Annotated in this window: 14 protein-coding genes, 1 pseudogene and 1 riboswitch; of the genes and pseudogenes, 8 read left to right on the top strand and 7 right to left on the bottom strand. The window is 74.4% G+C overall.

What is annotated here, in order from left to right; genetic code table 11:
• Nucleotides 1-103 precede the first annotated feature (103 nt).
• Nucleotides 104-622: a hypothetical protein gene (locus EV562_RS16210; RefSeq protein ID WP_133887530.1), complete on the top strand. Its 519-nt coding sequence runs from the start codon at nt 104-106 to the stop codon at nt 620-622.
• 298 nt (nt 623-920) lie between these two features.
• Here EV562_RS16210 and EV562_RS16205 read toward each other — a convergent pair whose 3' ends face one another.
• The gene (locus EV562_RS16205) at nt 921-1,298 is read right to left on the bottom strand and encodes a MerR family transcriptional regulator (protein ID WP_133887529.1); all 378 of its coding nucleotides are present in this window, start codon (nt 1,296-1,298) and stop codon (nt 921-923) included.
• A gap of 75 nt (nt 1,299-1,373) precedes the next feature.
• Between EV562_RS16205 and EV562_RS16200 the strand changes: the two genes are divergently transcribed.
• Nucleotides 1,374-2,102: an SDR family oxidoreductase gene (locus tag EV562_RS16200; RefSeq protein ID WP_133887528.1), complete on the top strand. Its 729-nt coding sequence runs from the start codon at nt 1,374-1,376 to the stop codon at nt 2,100-2,102.
• Between the two features lie 169 nt (nt 2,103-2,271).
• On the opposite strand, the gene EV562_RS16195 is transcribed toward EV562_RS16200, so the two are convergent.
• A complete protein-coding gene (locus tag EV562_RS16195; RefSeq protein ID WP_133887527.1) occupies nt 2,272-2,913 on the bottom strand; it encodes a superoxide dismutase in 642 nt (213 codons plus the stop codon).
• Nucleotides 2,914-3,053: 140 nt separating this feature from the next.
• Complete coding sequence (gene cobN / locus EV562_RS16190) at nt 3,054-6,677, bottom strand: cobaltochelatase subunit CobN (protein ID WP_133887526.1); 3,624 nt, start codon at nt 6,675-6,677, stop codon at nt 3,054-3,056.
• Between the two features lie 29 nt (nt 6,678-6,706).
• A riboswitch (cobalamin riboswitch) is annotated at nt 6,707-6,854 on the bottom strand.
• Nucleotides 6,855-6,909: 55 nt separating this feature from the next.
• Between cobN and EV562_RS16185 the strand changes: the two genes are divergently transcribed.
• Genes EV562_RS16185 through EV562_RS16175 form a run of 3 tightly spaced genes read left to right on the top strand, consistent with a single transcriptional unit; the run spans nt 6,910 to nt 10,551 of the window.
• Complete coding sequence (locus EV562_RS16185; protein WP_208298370.1) at nt 6,910-8,388, top strand: cobalamin biosynthesis protein CobG; 1,479 nt, start codon at nt 6,910-6,912, stop codon at nt 8,386-8,388.
• A gap of 37 nt (nt 8,389-8,425) precedes the next feature.
• Nucleotides 8,426-9,058, top strand: coding sequence for a precorrin-8X methylmutase (locus EV562_RS16180; protein WP_133887524.1), 633 nt, complete (start codon nt 8,426-8,428; stop codon nt 9,056-9,058).
• Nucleotides 9,055-10,551, top strand: a complete 1,497-nt coding sequence (locus tag EV562_RS16175; RefSeq protein WP_133887523.1) for a precorrin-2 C(20)-methyltransferase — start codon at nt 9,055-9,057, stop codon at nt 10,549-10,551. Before EV562_RS16180 ends, EV562_RS16175 begins: the two co-directional genes overlap by 4 nt.
• A 38-nt stretch (nt 10,552-10,589) precedes the next feature.
• On the opposite strand, the gene EV562_RS16170 is transcribed toward EV562_RS16175, so the two are convergent.
• Nucleotides 10,590-11,378, bottom strand: a complete 789-nt coding sequence (locus EV562_RS16170) for a cobalt-precorrin-6A reductase (protein WP_133887522.1) — start codon at nt 11,376-11,378, stop codon at nt 10,590-10,592.
• A 39-nt stretch (nt 11,379-11,417) separates the two neighbouring features.
• Between EV562_RS16170 and EV562_RS16165 the strand changes: the two genes are divergently transcribed.
• Entirely contained in the window at nt 11,418-12,560 is a 1,143-nt protein-coding gene (locus tag EV562_RS16165) for a cobalt-precorrin-5B (C(1))-methyltransferase (RefSeq protein ID WP_133887521.1), read from the top strand.
• On the opposite strand, the pseudogene EV562_RS35590 reads toward EV562_RS16165, so the two are convergent.
• The 3 genes and pseudogenes from EV562_RS35590 to cbiE all read right to left on the bottom strand — a co-directional run.
• Nucleotides 12,559-12,894, bottom strand: a pseudogene (locus EV562_RS35590) (glyoxalase superfamily protein); the annotation flags it as partial. The gene EV562_RS16165 and the pseudogene EV562_RS35590 overlap by 2 nt on opposite strands.
• Complete coding sequence (gene cobM / locus EV562_RS16155) at nt 12,891-13,640, bottom strand: precorrin-4 C(11)-methyltransferase (protein ID WP_133887520.1); 750 nt, start codon at nt 13,638-13,640, stop codon at nt 12,891-12,893. The gene cobM and the pseudogene EV562_RS35590, both read right to left, overlap by 4 nt.
• A complete protein-coding gene (cbiE, locus tag EV562_RS16150) occupies nt 13,637-14,902 on the bottom strand; it encodes a precorrin-6y C5,15-methyltransferase (decarboxylating) subunit CbiE (protein ID WP_243860068.1) in 1,266 nt (421 codons plus the stop codon). The genes cobM and cbiE overlap by 4 nt, the downstream gene beginning before the upstream one ends.
• A gap of 154 nt (nt 14,903-15,056) precedes the next feature.
• Between cbiE and tsaD the strand changes: the two genes are divergently transcribed.
• On the top strand, nt 15,057-16,127 hold the full coding sequence (gene tsaD, locus EV562_RS16145; RefSeq protein ID WP_133887518.1) for a tRNA (adenosine(37)-N6)-threonylcarbamoyltransferase complex transferase subunit TsaD: 1,071 nt from the start codon (nt 15,057-15,059) through the stop codon (nt 16,125-16,127).
• A 338-nt stretch (nt 16,128-16,465) separates the two neighbouring features.
• On the top strand, nt 16,466-16,993 hold the full coding sequence (locus EV562_RS16140; protein ID WP_133887517.1) for a DUF4396 domain-containing protein: 528 nt from the start codon (nt 16,466-16,468) through the stop codon (nt 16,991-16,993).
• Nucleotides 16,994-17,012 lie beyond the last annotated feature (19 nt).

Genomic DNA, 17,012 nt, shown 5'->3' with positions numbered 1-17,012 from the left:
CAGTACCACAACGGCTCCGTCGCTAGAAGCTGCATCGCGCTCTTCGATCGGCCTCAGCGCGACACGGATAGGGACTGGAAATAGGACAGCTGTTAACGGAGGCATGTTGGAGATCGCAGCCCTCGTGGTGTCGCTGGTAGCGCTCGCAGTGACCGGAGCCGTCTCGTTACGACAACTGCGGCTGACCGAGCATGTCAACACCCTGCCCGTACTTGTGGATCTCTTTCGCGAACATCGAAGCGTGCGGCTGGCACAGGCACGGCAGGTCGTGCACGAACAGCTGTCTGCCTATGATCTGTCAGCCGGACTGGCTGGGCTACCCGAGGACGATCGGGATCTGGTCCGTGAACTGGCTTGGTTCTACGACAATCTCGGGGCTCTGGTCGCCCACGGGGTGGTGGACATCGAACCCGTCTCCGGATACCTCGGTGGGTCGGTGATCTCGGTCTGGGAGGGGTTGCAACCGCTGGTGCAGGCCGAGCGTGCGAAGCGGGCGCAGAACGCCATGCCGGATCCGAACCGCTGGCAGGAATACTTCGAGAACCTGTACCACCTCGTCCGCGAGACTCCTGCGGACCGAGCCCGGGCGGGAACGCATCTGTGGCGGCTCCCGCAGCACTGACCATCGACGAATGCACGGGTGATGGCTGGCTGAACGCTCCACCCCGCCAGGGCACATGAGCCCGGGAAACGGCGTTGACCCGTGAGAACTACCGAGGGGGAGTTCCCGCAGGTCAACGTACATTGCGCCAAGAAACCCCAGGTCAGCCACCCGCCCCTCCCACTCGCTGCACGAGTGGCAGGACTTCAGCCACCGGCTGCATGAGGCGGGGCATCAGCCGTACTGCCTGGTGTGGCCCTGAGCCGGAGTCTCACGGTGTGGCCGGGTCTTCGGGTTCCGTCGCGTCGGCCGGCGGTGTCTAGGGGTGCGTGTCCGTGATCGCGATGACCTCGTCGAGGTGGTCCAGGGTGGTCTGAAGATCGTCGATCCTGGCCCGGATGCGCTCGCGTTCGGCTCGCAGCATGGCTCGTTGCCCGGCGTCGGTGTGCCCGGAGTCCCAGCACGGCAGGAGTTCGCTGATCCTTCGGCTGGTGAGGCCGGCGGCGAACATCTGCTGGAAGAAGCGGACCATGGTGATGGCGTTCTGCCGGTACAGGCGCTGGCCGGACGGGCTGCGCTCCGCGATGAGCAGCCCTTGCTGTTCGTAGTAGCGCACGGCGCGCACGGAGACGCCGGCTCCTCGTGCCACCTCGCCGATGCGGATCATCCGCTCGGCCGCGGCCCCTGTGGCAGTCACGGTGATTCCTCTCACCCCGGCCCTGGCGATCGGCACTTGCCTCTGACGTCAACGTCAGGTTTTAGCGTACCGGCCATGGACATCGACAACACCGTCGCCCTTGTCACCGGGGCCAACCGCGGCCTGGGCCGCGCCTTCGCCCAGCGCCTGCTCGAGCGGGGCGCCCGCAAGGTCTACGCGACTGCCCGCCGGCCCGAGACCGTGGACCTGCCCGGGGTCGAGGTGCTGCCCCTCGACATCACCGATCCCGCATCCGTGAGAGCCGCTGCCGAGGCCGCCACGGACGTCTCGCTGCTCGTCAACAACGCGGGAATCAGTACGGGGACCGACCTGGTGACCGGCTCGCTGGACGCGGTACGGGGCGAGTTGGAGACCAACATGTTCGGCCACCTGGTGATGATCCGGGAGTTCGCGCCGACGCTGGCCGGGAACGGCGGGGGCGCGATCGTCAACGTCCTCTCCGCCATGTCCTGGTTCGCGGGCAAGGGCGCCGGCGCCTACCACCTGACCAAGGCCGCCGCCTGGGCCATGACCAACGGCGTCCGCCTGGAACTGGCCGAGCAGGGCACGCTCGTGACGGCGGTGCACCTCGGCCTGGCCGACACCGACATGGCGGCGGGCTGGCCCGTGGACAAGCTCGCTCCGCGCGACCTGGCCGACGCGGCGCTCGACGGTGTCGAGGCGGGCTCCGCCGAGGTCCTCGCCGACCAGTGGAGCCGGGACGTCAAGTCCCGTCTGCCGCTGGCGCCGGAGGAGTTCGACGCCGCGATGGACCGCGCCCTCGCGGCGCTGATGGCGGCCTGAGGGGCTCTGTCCCCGTCCGAGGGGCGGGCGCCGCCCGGTTCCGCTCCCCCGGGGCGGACGAACGGCGGAAGGCCCCCCGGAGGCACGAGCCGCCGGGGGGGCCTTCCGTGGTGCCGCCTGCCCGGTGAAGGGTGAGAAGGCGATCACGAGGCAGGACGCGTCAGACGGTTCAGGGGGCCAGCAGCAGGGCGTTGGTGCGGGACTTGGCGGCCTCGTAGCGCTTGGCGACGTCCTGCCAGTTGACGACGGCCCACATGGCGTCGATGAAGTCGACCTTCTGGTTCTTGTACTGCAGGTAGAACGCGTGCTCCCAGGCGTCGAAGACCAGGATCGGAGTGGAGCCCTGGCCGACGTTGCCCTGGTGGTCGTAGACCTGCTCGACGATCAGGCGGCCGCTCAGGGGCTCGTAGGCCAGCACGCCCCAGCCCGAACCCTGGGTGGTCGCGGCGGCCTTGGTCAGCTGCGCCTTGAAGCCGGCGAAGGAGCCGAAGGACTCGGTGATCGCGTCGGCCAGGTCTCCCACGCCGTCGGCGGCCAGGGGCTCCCCGCCGCCGTCGCCGGTCATGTTGTGCCAGTAGATCGAGTGCAGGATGTGGCCGGAGAGGTGGAAGGCCAGGTTCTTCTCCAGGCCGTTGACGGAGCCCCACTGCTCCTTGTCCCGCGCCTCGGCGAGCTGCTCCAGCGTGTCGTTGGCGCCCTTCACGTACGCGGCGTGGTGCTTGTCGTGGTGCAGCTCGATGATCTGCGGGTTGATGACCGGTTCGAGCTCCGAGTAGTCGTAGGGAAGCTCAGGGAGCGTGTACACCGCCATGTCCAACATCCTCCGACGTTATTGCCAATGATGTGCAACTGCACGCTAACAGCAGATGCCGGAGTGAAAGATCAGGCGTTGGTCCTAGGACCCGTGTCGCCCGGGGTGCGGGCGGCACGGGTCCGTCGGGCCCGCCGTGCTCAGTCCTCGCCCTCCAGGTCGCCCTCGGTCTCCAGGTACGCCTGGCGCAGCGCGGCCAGGATCTCCGGGTCGGGCTTCTCCCACATGCCCCGGGACTCCGCCTCCAGCAGCCGCTCGGCGATGCCGTGCAGCGCCCAGGGGTTGGCCTGCTGGAGGAACTCGCGGTTGGCCGGGTCCAGGACGTAGGTCTCGGTGAGCTTGTCGTACATCCAGTCGGCCATGACGCCCGTGGTGGCGTCGTAGCCGAAGAGGTAGTCGACGGTGGCGGCGAGTTCGAAGGCGCCCTTGTAGCCGTGGCGGCGCATCGCCTCGATCCACTTGGGGTTGACCACGCGGGCACGGAAGACGCGGGAGGTCTCCTCGACCAGCGTGCGGGTGCGGACGGTCTCGGGCCGGGTGGAGTCGCCGATGTACGCCTCGGGGGCGGTGCCGCGCAGGGCGCGGACGGCCGCCACCATGCCGCCGTGGTACTGGAAGTAGTCGTCCGAGTCGGCGATGTCGTGTTCGCGGGTGTCGGTGTTCTTCGCGGCCACCGCGATGCGCCTGTACGCCGTCTCCATCTCGTCGCGGGCCGGGCGGCCGTCGAGGTCGCGGCCGTAGGCGTAGCCGCCCCAGACGGTGTAGACCTCGGCGAGGTCGGCGTCGGTGCGCCAGTCGCGGGAGTCGATGAGCTGGAGCAGTCCGGCGCCGTAGGTGCCGGGGCGGGAGCCGAAGATGCGGGTGGTGGCCCGGCGTTCGTCGCCGTGGTCGGCGAGGTCGGCCTGGACGTGGGCGCGGACCCGGTTGACTTCGGCGGGCTCCTCGAGGGACGCGGCGAGCCGTACGGCGTCGTCGAGCAGGCCGACGGTGTGCGGGAACGCGTCGCGGAAGAAGCCCGAGATGCGCAGGGTGACGTCGATGCGGGGACGGCCCAGCTCCTCGTACGGGACGGGTTCGAGGCCGGTGACGCGGCGGGAGGCGTCGTCCCAGACGGGGCGGACGCCGAGCAGGGCGAGGGCCTCGGCGACGTCGTCGCCCGCGGTGCGCATGGCGCTGGTGCCCCACAGGGAGAGGCCGACGGAGGTGGGCCAGTCGCCGTGGTCGGTGCGGTACCGCTCCAGGAGGCTGTCGGCGAGGGCCTGGCCGGTCTCCCAGGCCAGGCGGGAGGGGACGGCCTTGGGGTCGACCGAGTAGAAGTTGCGGCCGGTCGGCAGGACGTTGACCAGGCCGCGCAGCGGCGATCCGGAGGGTCCGGCGGGGACGAAGCCGCCGTTCAGGGCGTGCACGGCGTGGTCGATCTCGGCGGTGGTGGCGGCGAGGCGCGGGACGACCTCGCGAGCCGCGAACTCCAGGATCGCGGCGACCTGTTCGCCGTGCCCGGCGGGTACGGCGGCCGGGTCCCAGTCCGCGTCCTCCATCGCCTGGACGAGCGCGCGGGCCCGTTCCTCGGCGGCGTCGGCCGTGGTGCGGGTGGCGGCGGACTCGTCCAGGCCCAGGGCCTCGCGCAGACCGGGCAGGGCGGTGGCGCCGCCCCATATCTGGCGGGCGCGCAGGATGGCGAGGACGAGGTTGACGCGGTCGGCGCCGGCGGGCGGGGTGCCGAGGACGTGCAGGCCGTCGCGGATCTGGGCGTCCTTGACCTCGCAGAGCCAGCCGTCGACATGGAGGATCATGTCGTCGAAGCCCTCGTCGTCGGGCCGGTCGTCGAGGCCGAGGTCGTGGTCGAGCTTCGCGGCCTGGATGAGGGTCCAGATCTGGGCGCGGATCGCCGGGAGCTTGGCCGGGTCCATGGCCGCGATCTGGGCGTACTCGTCGAGGAGTTGTTCCAGGCGGGCGATGTCGCCGTAGGAGTCGGCGCGGGCCATCGGCGGGACGAGGTGGTCGATGAGCGTGGCGTGGACGCGGCGCTTGGCCTGGGTGCCCTCGCCGGGGTCGTTGACGAGGAACGGGTAGATCAGCGGGAGGTCGCCGAGGGCCGCGTCGGGGCCGCAGGCGGCGGACAGGCCGGCGTTCTTGCCGGGCAGCCACTCCAGGTTGCCGTGCTTGCCCAAGTGGATCATGGCGTCCGCGCCGAAGCCGCCGTCCTCGGTGCTCGCGGCGATCCAGCGGTAGGCGGCGAGGTAGTGGTGGGAGGGCGGCAGGTCCGGGTCGTGGTAGATGGCGATGGGGTTCTCGCCGAAGCCGCGCGGGGGCTGGATGAGGATCAGCAGGTTGCCGTGGCGCAGGGCGGCCAGGACGATGTCGCCCTCGGGGTTGCGGCTGCGGTCGACGAACATCTCACCCGGAGGCGGGCCCCAGTGCTGCTCGACGGAGGTGCGCAGCTCCTCGGGGAGGGTCGCGTACCAGCGCCGGTAGTCGGCGGCCGGGACGCGGACCGGGTTGCGGGCGAGCTGCTCCTCGGTCAGCCAGTCCTGGTCGTGGCCGCCCGCCTCGATCAGCGCGCGGATCAGCTCGTCGCCGTCGCCGGAGACCAGGCCGGGGACCTCGCCGGTGCCGAAGTCGTACCCCTCCTCGCGCAGCCTGCGCAGCAGGGCGACGGCGCTGGCGGGGGTGTCGAGGCCGACCGCGTTGCCGATGCGGGAGTGCTTGGTCGGGTAGGCGGAGAGCACGAGGGCCAGGCGCTTGCCGGCGGCCGGGATGTGCCGCAGACGGGCGTGGCGTACGGCGATGCCGGCGACGCGGGCGGCGCGTTCGGGGTCGGCGACGTACGCCGGGAGGCCGTCGGCGTCGATCTCCTTGAAGGAGAACGGGACGGTGATCAGGCGGCCGTCGAACTCCGGCACGGCGATCTGGCTGGCCGCGTCCAGGGGCGACACCCCCTCGTCGTTCTCCTCCCAGGCGGTGCGCGACCCGGTCAAGCACAGGGCCTGGAGGATGGGCACGTCCAGCGCGGTGAGCGCGCCCGCGTCCCAGGACTCGTCGTCGCCGCCCGCGGAGGCTTCGGCGGGCCTGGTGCCGCCCGCCGCGAGGACCGTGGTGACGATCGCGTCCGCGGCGCGCAGCTCGGCGATCAGCTCGGGCTCGGGGGCGCGCAGGGAGGCGACGTAGAGGGGCAGGGGTCGGCCGCCGGCGGCCTGCACGGCGTCGCACAGGGCGTGTACGAAGGCGGTGTTGCCGCTCATGTGGTGGGCGCGGTAGTAGAGCACGGCCACGGTCGGGCCCTCGCCGCGGGCCGGTTCGCGCTCCAGCGGACCCCAGGTGGGCGCGGGCGCGGGGGCGTCGAAACCGTGGCCGGTGAGCAGGACGGTGTCGGACAGGAAGCGGGCGAGCTGCTCGAGGTTGGCCGGTCCGCCGTGGGCGAGGTACGCGTGCGCCTCGGCGGCGATGCCGACGGGCACGGTGGAGGCGGCCATCAGCTGGGCGTCGGGCGCCTGTTCACCGGTGAGGACGACGACCGGGCGGCCGTCGGCGAGCAGCAGGTCCAGGCCCTCCTCCCAGGCGCGCACTCCGCCGAGGAGGCGGACGACGACCAGGCCCACGCCGTCGAGGAGGCCGGGCAGGTCCTCGATCGGCAGGCGGGAGGGGTTGGCGAAGCGGTACGGCACCGGACCGGCGGCCGCGCGAGCGCTGAGCAGGTCGGTGTCGGACGTCGACAGGAGCAGGATGCGGGGCTGCGCGGTGCGCTCCCCGGACGAATGCGGCATGCGTCGTCTGGCCTTCCTCGGGGTCCGCGCCCCGGGCGGTGAAAGACGGCGGGAGTTCCTGGCTCGTCCGGCCTCTTAGTGGCCGGATTCACAGTGGCGGGACCGCGCCGGGTTCGCACCGGGCTTCCTCCCCTGTCGCCGTCGTGGCGGCGGCGGACCGGACGATCCACCTGGTCAGCATAGTAAGGGGCGGCGCAAGAGGGCAGGGCATACAGCCGGTGTGATGGTCGGTATGCTCGCCGCCGTGTCCACTCCTCCCCCGCTTTCGTCCCCGCACGCCGCGCCGGTTCCGCGGCACCGCGGTGACGCCTGCCCGGGGTCGCTGCGGCTGCACGCCGCCGACGACGGCGCGCTGGCCCGGGTCCGCGTGCCCGGCGGTGTCCTGACCGTCCGGCAGGCGCACGCCCTCGCGGAGGCGGCCCGGCGACTGGGCGACGGGGAGCTGCACCTGACCTCCCGCGGCAACGTCCAGTTGCGCGGACTCGGCGACGCGTGCGGCGGCGAGTTGGCCGGTCTGCTGGACGAGGCCGGGCTCCTGCCGTCCCGTGGGCACGAGAGGGTGCGCAACATCGTGGCGTCGCCGCTGTCCGGGCTGGACGGCAACGGGGTGCGCGAGGTGCGGCCCTGGCTGTCGGCGCTGGACGCGGCGCTGTGCGCGAGCGGGGCGGCGCGCGGACTGTCGGGGCGGTTCCTGTTCGCGCTCGACGACGGGCGCGGCGACATGACCCCGCTCGGCGCCGACGTGACCGTGCGCGCGACGGCCGACGGCGGTGCGCTGATCCGCCTGGGCTCCGCGCCGGAAACGCTGCGGGTCGCCGGGGACGACGCTCCGCGAGCGGCGCTGCTGGCGGCCGAGGTGTTCCTGGAGTGTGCCGAGGGGTCCGCCGAGCGGGTCTGGCGCGTCGACGATCTGGGGCCGGCGCACACCGGGTTGGCTTCCGCCGTACGACACCGCCTCGCGGCGTCGGGGATCGACTGCACCCGGGGTCCGGGCGACGCGGCCGGGACCGACGCCACCCGGCCGCCGGGCAACACGGAGGCCACCGACACCACCCAGGACCCGAACGGCCCGGCCGGAACCGACGCCACCCGGGACCCGAGCCGTACGCCGGGCCCCGGCAGCGCCCGGGAACCGATCCCCGCGCCGGGCACCGTCGGCACCCGCCCCCCGGGCAGCCCGGCGGCCGCCGGCGGGCCCCGTCCCGGGATCGTCGGCTCGGCCCTGTCCGTCCATGTCCCGCTGGGGCGCCTGACCACCCCGCAGTGGCGGGAGTTGACCGCGGTCGCCCCCGGTGAACTGCGCCTCACCCCCTGGCGCGGCGTCGTCGTCCCCACCGCGGACATGACCGCGTCCGAGCGGAGCGCCGCCCTCTCCCGCCTGGCCGCCGCGGGCCTCGTCACCGACCCCGCCTCGCCCTGGCCGGGCGTCGGCGCGTGCATCGGGCGGCCGGGGTGCGGCAAGTCCCACGCGGACGTCCGAGCCGACGCGACCCGCGCCCTCGGCGCCGTGGGCGGTGCCCGCCTCCCGCTGTACTGGTCCGGCTGCGAGCGGCGGTGCGGGCACCCCCGGGGCGACCGCGTCGACGTGACCGCCGTACCGGGCGGCGGTTACCGCGTCACCCGGACCGACGGCGCCGGACGGCAGTCCCGCACCGTCGCGGTCCACGACCTGTCCGACCTCGCCACCGCCCTGGCGGCGATCACCTCATGAGCCGTACCACGACGACCGAGAGCAGCGAGACAGCACCGTGACCCCCTACGACTACGAGAAGGACGGCGCGGCCATCTACCGCGAGTCCTTCGCGACCATCCGCGCGGAGGCGGACCTCGCGGCGTTGCCCGCGGACGTCAGCCAGGTCGCGGTCCGGATGATCCACGCCTGCGGCATGGTGGACCTCGTGCGCGATCTCGCGTACTCGTCCGGCGTGGTGGCCCGCGCCCGCGAGGCCCTGCGCTCCGGTGCGCCCATCCTGTGCGACGTGCGGATGGTGGCGAGCGGCGTCACGCGCAAGCGGCTGCCCGCGGACAACGACGTGCTGTGCACCCTGTCGGACCCGGCCGTCCCCGAGCTGGCGGCCAGGCTCGGCACCACGCGCAGCGCCGCCGCCCTGGAGCTGTGGCGCGACCGGCTGGAGGGAGCCGTGGTCGCCGTCGGCAACGCGCCCACCGCGCTCTTCCGGCTGCTGGAGATGATCGAGGAGGGGGCGCCCCGCCCGGCCGCCGTCATCGGCGTGCCGGTCGGCTTCGTCGGCGCCGCCGAGTCCAAGGACGCCCTGGCCGCCCACCCGTCGGGCCTGGAACACCTGGTCGTCCGGGGCCGCCGCGGGGGCAGCGCCATCGCGGCCGCCGCGCTCAACGCGATCGCTAGCGAGGAAGAATGAGCGGCAAGCTGTACGGGGTAGGGCTCGGGCCCGGCGACCCCTCCCTGATGACCGTGCGGGCCGTCGAGGTCATCGCCGGGGCCGACGTGATCGCGTACCACAGCGCCCGGCACGGCCGGTCGATCGCGCGTTCCATCGCGGCCCGGCACATCCGCGCCGACCACGTCGAGGAGCCGCTGGTCTACCCGGTCACCACCGAGACCACCGACCACCCCGGCGGCTACCAGGGCGCCATGGACGACTTCTACGCCGAGGCGTCCGCCCGGCTCGCCGCCCACCTGGACGCGGGCCGGACGGTGGCGGTCCTGGCGGAGGGCGACCCGCTCTTCTACGGCTCGTACATGCACATGCACAAGCGGCTCGCCGGCCGCTACGACACCGAGGTCGTCCCGGGCGTCACCTCCGTCTCCGCCGCGGCGGCCCGCCTGGGCACGCCGCTGGCCGAGGGCGAGGAGGTGCTGACCGTCCTGCCCGGCACCCTGCCCGAGGAGGAGCTGACCGCGCGGCTCGCCTCGACGGACGCGGCGGTGGTGATGAAGATGGGGCGCACCTTCCCCAAGGTGCGGCGCGCGCTGGAGGCTTCCGGCCGGCTCGACGGGGCCCGGTACGTGGAGCGGGCCACCATGGCGGGGGAGCGTCTCGCGGAACTGGCCGAGGTGGACGCCGAGTCGGTGCCGTACTTCTCGGTGGCGGTGCTGCCGAGCCGGGCCGACGCCGTGGCGGCGGAGCCCGGGCCGGGTGCCGTGGGCGAGGTCGTCGTGGTGGGGACGGGGCCGGCCGGCCCGCTGTGGCTGACGCCCGAGACCCGCGGCGCGCTCGCCGCGGCGGACGACCTGGTCGGCTACACCACCTACCTGGACCGGGTCCCCGTGCGCTCCGGCCAGCGCCGGCACGGGTCCGACAACCGGGTCGAGTCCGAGCGTGCCGAGTTCGCCCTGCAACTCGCCCGGCAAGGGCGGCGCGTGGCCGTCGTCTCCGGAGGCGACCCGGGTGTCTTCGCCATGGCCACGGCGGTGCTGGAGGCCGCGTCGGCGGACGCGTACGCGGACGTGCCGGTGCGGGTCCTGCCGGGGGTGACGGCGGCCAACGCGGCGGCCGCGCGGGCGGGCGCCCCGCTCGGCCACGACTACGCCACGATCTCCCTGTCCGACCGCCTCAAGCCCTGGGAGGTCATCGCGGAGCGGCTGCGCGCCGCGGCCTCGGCGGACCTGGTGCTGGCGCTGTACAACCCCGGGTCGCGGAGCCGGACCTGGCAGGTGGGCAAGGCACGCGAACTGCTCCTGGAGCACCGGGCCCCGGACACGCCGGTCGTGGTCGCCCGGGACGTGGGCGGTGCCGACGAGCACGTGCGGATCGTGCGGCTGGCGGACCTGGACCCGGCCGAGGTCGACATGCGCACGATCCTGCTGGTCGGCTCCTCCCAGACGCGGACCGTACGGCGTGGGGACGGCGAGGAGATCGTCTGGACGCCCCGCCACTACCCGGAGACGTGAGGCCCGAGCCGCCCGGCGGAGGTCCGGTCCGCGTGGGCCTACCCGGAGACGTGAGGCCCGAGCCGCCCGGCGGAGGTCCGGTCCGCGTGGGTCTCCCGTACCCGGCGCACGGCCTGCTCGGGACCGGTCACCACCGGCACCCCCGCGGGCGCCGGGGGCCTGCGCACCACGACCACGGGCACGCCGGCCTCCCGGGCGGCCGTCAGCTTCGGCGCGGTGGCCGCTCCCCCGCTGTCCTTGGTGACCAGGACGTCGATCCGGTGCCGGCGCAGCAGCTCGCGTTCCCCGTCGAGGGTGAACGGGCCGCGGTCCAGCAGGACTTCCATGCGGGGCGGGTACGGCGGCTCGGGCGCGTCGACGGACCGGACCAGGAACCAGAGGCCGGCCAGGTCCGCGAAGGCGGACAGGTCCGTCCGGCCGGTGGTCAGGAAGACCCGCCGGCCGAGGGCGGGCAGCAGCTCGGCGGCCCGGGCCAGGGAGTCCGTCTCGTGCCAGACGTCGCCGTCGACCGGCTCCCAGCCGGGGCGGCGCAGCGCGAGCAGGGGAACATGGGCGGTGGCGGCGGCCCGTGCCGCGTTGAAGCTGATGGTTGCGGCGAAGGGATGCGTGGCGTCGATGAGCAGGTCGACCGTGTGCTCCCGCAGCCAGGCGGCGAGACCCTCCGCTCCCCCGAAGCCGCCGACGCGCACGTCGCCGGGCGGCGTGCGGGGCGCGGCGACCCGTCCCGCCAGCGAGTTCGTCACGCGCAGCCCGGGCAGCGCTTCGGCCGCCAGCCGTTCGGCGAGGCGGCGGGCCTCGGTGGTGCCGCCGAGGATCAGCACGTGCACGAGTGGTCCTTCATCCGAGTCCCTTCCTGGACGTGAGGCATGAGCGGCGAGGCCGAGGGCGGCCGCAGCGCCCAACTGAAGCACACCGGGCTGCGCCACGGCTGGACCACCGGTGCCTGCGCGACGGCGGCGACGACGGCCGCGTACACCGCGCTGCTGACCGGCGACTTCCCCGACCCCGTCACCATCACCCTGCCCAGGGGGCAGACACCGGCGTTCGCGCTGGCGACCGAGGAGCTGACCGACGCCCACGCGACGGCGGGGATCGTGAAGGACGCCGGTGACGATCCGGACGTCACCCACGGCGCGCTGGTCCGGGCGACGGTGCGACGGCTTCCCGCGGGCTCCGGCGTCGTCTTCCGGGCCGGGCCCGGCGTCGGCACCGTCACGCGGCCCGGTCTGCCCCTGCCCGTCGGCGAACCGGCCGTCAACCCGGTCCCGCGCCGGATGATGCGGGACCACGTCGCTCTCGTCGCCGAGCGGCACGGCGGCAGCGGCGACGTCGAGATCACCCTCTCCGTCGACCACGGCGAGGAGATCGCCCGGTCCACCTGGAACCCCCGTCTCGGCATCCTCGGCGGCCTCTCCGTCCTCGGCACCACCGGCATCGTCGTCCCCTACTCCTGCTCGGCGTGGATCGACTCGATCCGGCGCGGGGTGGACGTGGCGCGGGCCGCCGGCCGTACGCATGTCGCCGGGTGCACCGGGTCCACCTCGGAGAAGACGGTCGTCGCCGAGTACGGGCTGCCGGAGGACGCCCTGCTGGACATGGGGGACTTCGCGGGCGCCGTGCTGAAGTATGTCCGCCGGCACCCGGTGGACCGGCTCACCGTCTGCGGCGGCTTCGCCAAGCTGTCCAAGCTGGCCGCGGGCCACCTCGACCTGCACTCCGCACGCTCCCAGGTGGACAAGGGGTTCCTGGCCGGGCTGGCCCGGCGCGGCGGTGCGGGCGAGGCCCTGGCCCGGGAGGTGGCGGAGGCCAACACCGGCCTGGCGGCGCTCCAGCTGTGCCGGGCGGCCGGGGTGCCGCTGGGCGACCTGGTGGCGGTCGCCGCCCGTGACGAGGCGCTGTCCGTGCTGCGCGGGGCGCCCGTGGCGGTCGACGTGATCTGCATCGACCGGGCGGGCACGGTGGTGGGCCGCAGTGCCGTCGCCGGGGCGCCCGGCCCGGCTGCCCGGTGACCGGACCGACCCGCAGGCGGTTGCCGTCCGGGTCGCGCGGGGCCGGCTCCCGCCCCCACGGCAGCTCCTCGGGCCGGACACCGAACTCGGCGGCGACGGCGTCCAGGTCGGCGGCCCTCAGGTACACCAGGGTGTCCGGTCGCGCGTCCCCCTCGTGCTCCGACGGGTACAGCCGGACCCGGCCGCGGGTGACCTCCGTGAACACCGGGAGGCCCGGTTCGAAGCGGTGCTCCCACTGCTGGACGGAGCCCAGCCGCGCGTACCGGCCCACGGCCGCGGGGGCGTCCCGCACCCGCAGCACGGGGACGGCCTCCTCACCGGGCCCGGGGCTCAGCAGACATGGCGCTCCCGCTCGGGTGAGTACAGGTGGCTGTCGCGGAACTGTTCCGCTCCCAGGGTCCGCCCCACCATGATCACCGCGGTGCGCACGATCCCCGCCCCGGTCACCTTCCCGGCGATCTCGTCGAGGGTCCCGCGGATGATCAGTTCGTCGGGGCGGGAGGCGTTCGCGACGACGGCCGCGGGGCAGTCCGCCCCGTAGTGCGGCAGCAGTTCGCCGACCACCCGGTCCACGTACCTGGCGGCGAGGTGGAGCACGATCAGCGCACCGCTGCGGCCGAGGGTGGCGAGGTCCTCGCCCTCGGGCATGGCGGTGGCCTGCTGGGCGACCCTGGTGAGGATGACGGTCTGCCCGACCGTCGGGACCGTCAGCTCCCGCTTCAGCGAGGCCGCCGCAGCGGCGAACGCCGGCACGCCGGGGACGACCTCGTACGGCACCCGGGCCGCGTCCAGGCGCCGCATCTGCTCGGCGACCGCGCTGAAGACGGACGGGTCGCCGGAGTGCAGCCGGGCCACGTCGAGGCCCTGCTCGTGCGCGCGGACCAGCTCGGCGGTGATCTCGTCCAGGGTGAGCTGCGCCGTGTCCACCAGCCGGGCGCCGGGCGGGCATTCGGCCAGCAGCTCGCGCGGGACCAGGCTGCCCGCGTACAGGCACACCTGGCAGGCGGCGAGCGTCCGGGCGCCCCGCACCGTGATCAGGTCGGCGGCTCCGGGGCCGGCGCCGATGAAGTACACGGTCATGAGTCTGCTCCTGGGGAGGGGTGGAGGGGCTTGGTGACGGCCCACTGGGTCACGGGCATCGCCTGCCGCCACCCGGTGAAGCCGCCCACGGGAACGGCGTGCGCCACGGCGAGGCGCACCAGTTCGCCCCCGTGGCGGGTGCGGGCCTCGGCCAGCAGCGCCTCGGACTCCAGCGTCACGGTGTTGGCGACCAGCCGCCCGCCGGCGGGCAGCGCCTCCCAGCAGGCCCGGAGCAGTCCGGGCGCGGTGAGCCCGCCGCCGACGAACACGGCGTCCGGCCGGTCGAGGTCCGCGAGCGCGCCGGGCGCGGCACCGGTGACGACCCGCAGGCCGGGTACGCCGAGCCGGTCGGCGTTGCGGACGATGCGCTCGGCGCGGACCGGGTCGCGTTCGACGGTGACGGCCCGGCAGGAGGGGTGGGCGCGCATCCACTCGACGGCGATCGAACCGGAGCCGCCACCGATGTCCCACAGCAGCTCGCCGGGGGCCGGGGCGAGCGCGCCGAGGGTGGCGGCGCGGACGTGCCGCTTGGTGAGCTGCCCGTCGTGCTCGTACGCCTCGTCGGGCAGTCCGGGGACGGCGCCGAGGCGCAGCGCGCCGGGAGCGCGGCGGCACTCGACGGCGACGACGTTGAGCGGGTCGCCCGGGGCGTGCGGCGGCCAGGCGTCGGCGGTGACGGCCTCGGTCGTCCGTTCCCGCGGACCGCCGAGCTGCTCCAGCACCCGCATCGGGCTGGGTCCGAAGCCCCGGTCGCGCAGCAGGGCGGCGACCTCGGCGGGCGTGCCGGCGTCCGCGCTGAGCACGAGCAGCCGCCGGCCGTGGTGCAGGGCCGCGGCGAGGCGGGCGGCGGGGCGGCCGACGAGGGTGACGACCCGGACGTCCTCGACGGGCCAGCCGAGCCGGGCGCAGGCGTGGGAGACGGACGAGGGGTGCGGCAGCACGTGCACCGCGCCGGGGCCGAGCACCTCGGTCAGGGCGCGTCCGATGCCGTGGAACATGGGGTCGCCGCTGGCCAGGACGGTGAGGCGGCGGTCCGCGTGCGCGGCGAGCAGGCCGGGGAGCGCCGGACGCAGCGGGGAGGGCCAGGGCACGCGCTCGGCGGCGCACTGCGGCGGCAGCAGAGCGAGCTGACGCGGGCCGCCGACGACGGTCTCCGCGTCGAGCAGTGCCCGGCGCGCGGTGTCCGGCAGCCCGTCCCAGCCGTCGGCGCCGATCCCCACGACGGTCACTGCGGCGGGCGGGGCGGAACGGTCGGCGGTCACGGCTCGGTACCTCGGGGTTCCTCGCGGTCGAAGAGGGCGTCGGTCAGGCACTCTACGGGGCGGCCACCTGCGCGGAACCGTTCGGGTACGCATCCGCGGCGAAGTTGTTGCACACTGTGCGCAACAACTTATGCAGGGCAGGAAAGGGTGGTCGATGGGGTCTGCGGTGGTGCTGGGCATCGAGTCGTCCTGCGACGAGACCGGCGCGGGCCTGGTCCGCGACGGACGCCTGCTCGGGCACGCGCTGGCATCGAGCATGGACGAGCACGCCCGCTACGGCGGAGTGGTCCCCGAGATCGCCTCCCGCGCCCATCTGCACGCGCTGCGCCCGGTCGTCGGGCGGGCACTGGAGGAGGCCGGGCTGCGACCGTCCGACATCGGCGCGGTCGCCGTGACCACCGGCCCCGGACTCTCTGGGGCGTTGCAGGTGGGCCTGGCGGGCGCGAAGGGCATCGCCTACTCGCTCGGTGTCCCGCTGTACGGGGTGCACCACCTGGCCGGGCACGTCGCCGCCGACACCCTGGAGCACGGTCCGCTGCCCGACCCGTGCGCGGTACTGATCGTCTCCGGCGGCCACACCTCCCTGCTCCTGGTCCGCGACCTCGCCCGGGACCGGATCACCCACCTCGGGGACACGCTGGACGACGCGGCCGGGGAGTGCTTCGACAAGGTCGCGCGGGTCTTCGGGCTGCCGTATCCCGGCGGTCCGGCCATCGACCGGACAGCGCGAGCGGGGGATCCTCGCGCTGTCCCCTTCCCGCGCCCGCTGCCCGGCTCGTACGACTTCTCGTTCTCGGGGCTGAAGACGGCCGCCGCCCGCTGGGCCGAGGGTCACACGGGCCGCGCGCTGCCGGTGGCCGACGGGGCCGCCTCGCTCCAGGAGGCCGTCGCCGACGTCCTGACCCGCAAGGCGGTGGCCGCGTGCAAGGAGCACGGGGTGGGCACCCTGGTCGTGGTCGGCGGGGTCGCCGCCAACTCGCGGGTGCGGTCGCTGGCCGAGGAGCGCTGCCGGGCGGCGGGCATCGAGCTGCGGGTGCCGCCGCTGCGGCTGTGCACCGACAACGGCGCGATGATCGCCGCCGTCGGCGACCTCCTCGTCCGCGCCGGTGCCCCACCCGCCCCGCTGGACGTGTCGGTCGACCCGTCGGCGCCGCTGGAGTACGCCGCACTGCACCCCGTCGCCGCCCTGCACCCGGTCGCCGCCGGGCGGGCGGCGACCGCCTGACACCACCGGCGTCGCCACGGTCGTCACCGCCGCCCGGAGCGCGGCCGGGACGAACGTCTCCGTAACGGCGAAGCGGTGTGCTCCGACGGCAGGGACGGGGCTCCCCGGAGTGGAGTGCCCCCGGCGGGCTGCCCAGGTCGGCCGCCTGCCGGCCCACCCCGGGCAGCCCCTCCGCCCCTTCCCACCCGCCTTCCGACCCGCCCGTCGCCCGCCCGTCGCCCGCCCGTCGCCCGCCCGTCGCCGGCCCGACGTCGGCCCGACGTCGGCCCGTCGCCGTGCCGCGCCGCCCTGACCGACACCCCTGGACCGGATACCCCTAGGGGGTATACATTCGGGGCATGGACCACAGCGCGCACCACTCCGGTACCGGGCACCACCCCTCCACCCCCGCGGGCGGGCAGGATCACGGACACGCGCACGGGCACGCGCACGGCGCGACGTGGGCGACGGCGATGCGGGCGACGCTGCACTGCCTCACCGGGTGCGCCGTCGGCGAGATCCTCGGCATGGTCGTCGGCACCGCGCTGGCCTGGGGCAACGTGCCGACCATGGTGCTGGCCATCGCCCTGGCCTTCGTCTTCGGCTACTCCCTCACGCTCTACGCGGTACTGCGTGCCGGTGTGTCGCTGAAGGCCGCGCTCAAGGTGGCGCTGGCCGCCGACACCGTCTCCATCGCCGTGATGGAGCTGGTCGACAACGGGATCGTCGCCCTCGTGCCGGGCGCGATGGACGCGTACCTGTCGGACGGGCTGTTCTGGTACGCCCTGCTCGGCGGCTTCGCCGTGGCGTTCGTGATCACCACGCCGGTCAACCGGTGGATGATCGGCCGCGGCAAGGGCCACGCCGTCGTCCACGCCTACCACTGACCGTCCCCGGCCCGCCGCC

This window comes from Streptomyces sp. BK208, from assembly GCF_004364245.1.
GTDB lineage: Bacteria > Actinomycetota > Actinomycetes > Streptomycetales > Streptomycetaceae > Streptomyces.
The sequence above is the reverse complement of the archived record's forward strand: the minus strand, read 5'-3'. Positions and strand labels throughout refer to the sequence as shown.

What these genes read in the sequence shown, in the direction of transcription:
- EV562_RS16200 (WP_133887528.1), top strand. Translation starts at nt 1,374, where the DNA reads ATGGACATCGACAACACCGTCGCCCTTGTCACCGGGGCCAACCGCGGC.
- EV562_RS16185 (WP_208298370.1), top strand. Translation starts at nt 6,910, where the DNA reads ATGCTCGCCGCCGTGTCCACTCCTCCCCCGCTTTCGTCCCCGCACGCC.
- EV562_RS16195 (WP_133887527.1), bottom strand. Translation starts at nt 2,913, where the DNA reads ATGGCGGTGTACACGCTCCCTGAGCTTCCCTACGACTACTCGGAGCTC.
- EV562_RS16165 (WP_133887521.1), top strand. Translation starts at nt 11,418, where the DNA reads ATGAGCGGCGAGGCCGAGGGCGGCCGCAGCGCCCAACTGAAGCACACC.
- tsaD (WP_133887518.1), top strand. Translation starts at nt 15,057, where the DNA reads ATGGGGTCTGCGGTGGTGCTGGGCATCGAGTCGTCCTGCGACGAGACC.
- EV562_RS16210 (WP_133887530.1), top strand. Translation starts at nt 104, where the DNA reads ATGTTGGAGATCGCAGCCCTCGTGGTGTCGCTGGTAGCGCTCGCAGTG.
- cobM (WP_133887520.1), bottom strand. Translation starts at nt 13,640, where the DNA reads ATGACCGTGTACTTCATCGGCGCCGGCCCCGGAGCCGCCGACCTGATC.
- EV562_RS16175 (WP_133887523.1), top strand. Translation starts at nt 9,055, where the DNA reads ATGAGCGGCAAGCTGTACGGGGTAGGGCTCGGGCCCGGCGACCCCTCC.
- cobN (WP_133887526.1), bottom strand. Translation starts at nt 6,677, where the DNA reads ATGCCGCATTCGTCCGGGGAGCGCACCGCGCAGCCCCGCATCCTGCTC.
- EV562_RS16140 (WP_133887517.1), top strand. Translation starts at nt 16,466, where the DNA reads ATGGACCACAGCGCGCACCACTCCGGTACCGGGCACCACCCCTCCACC.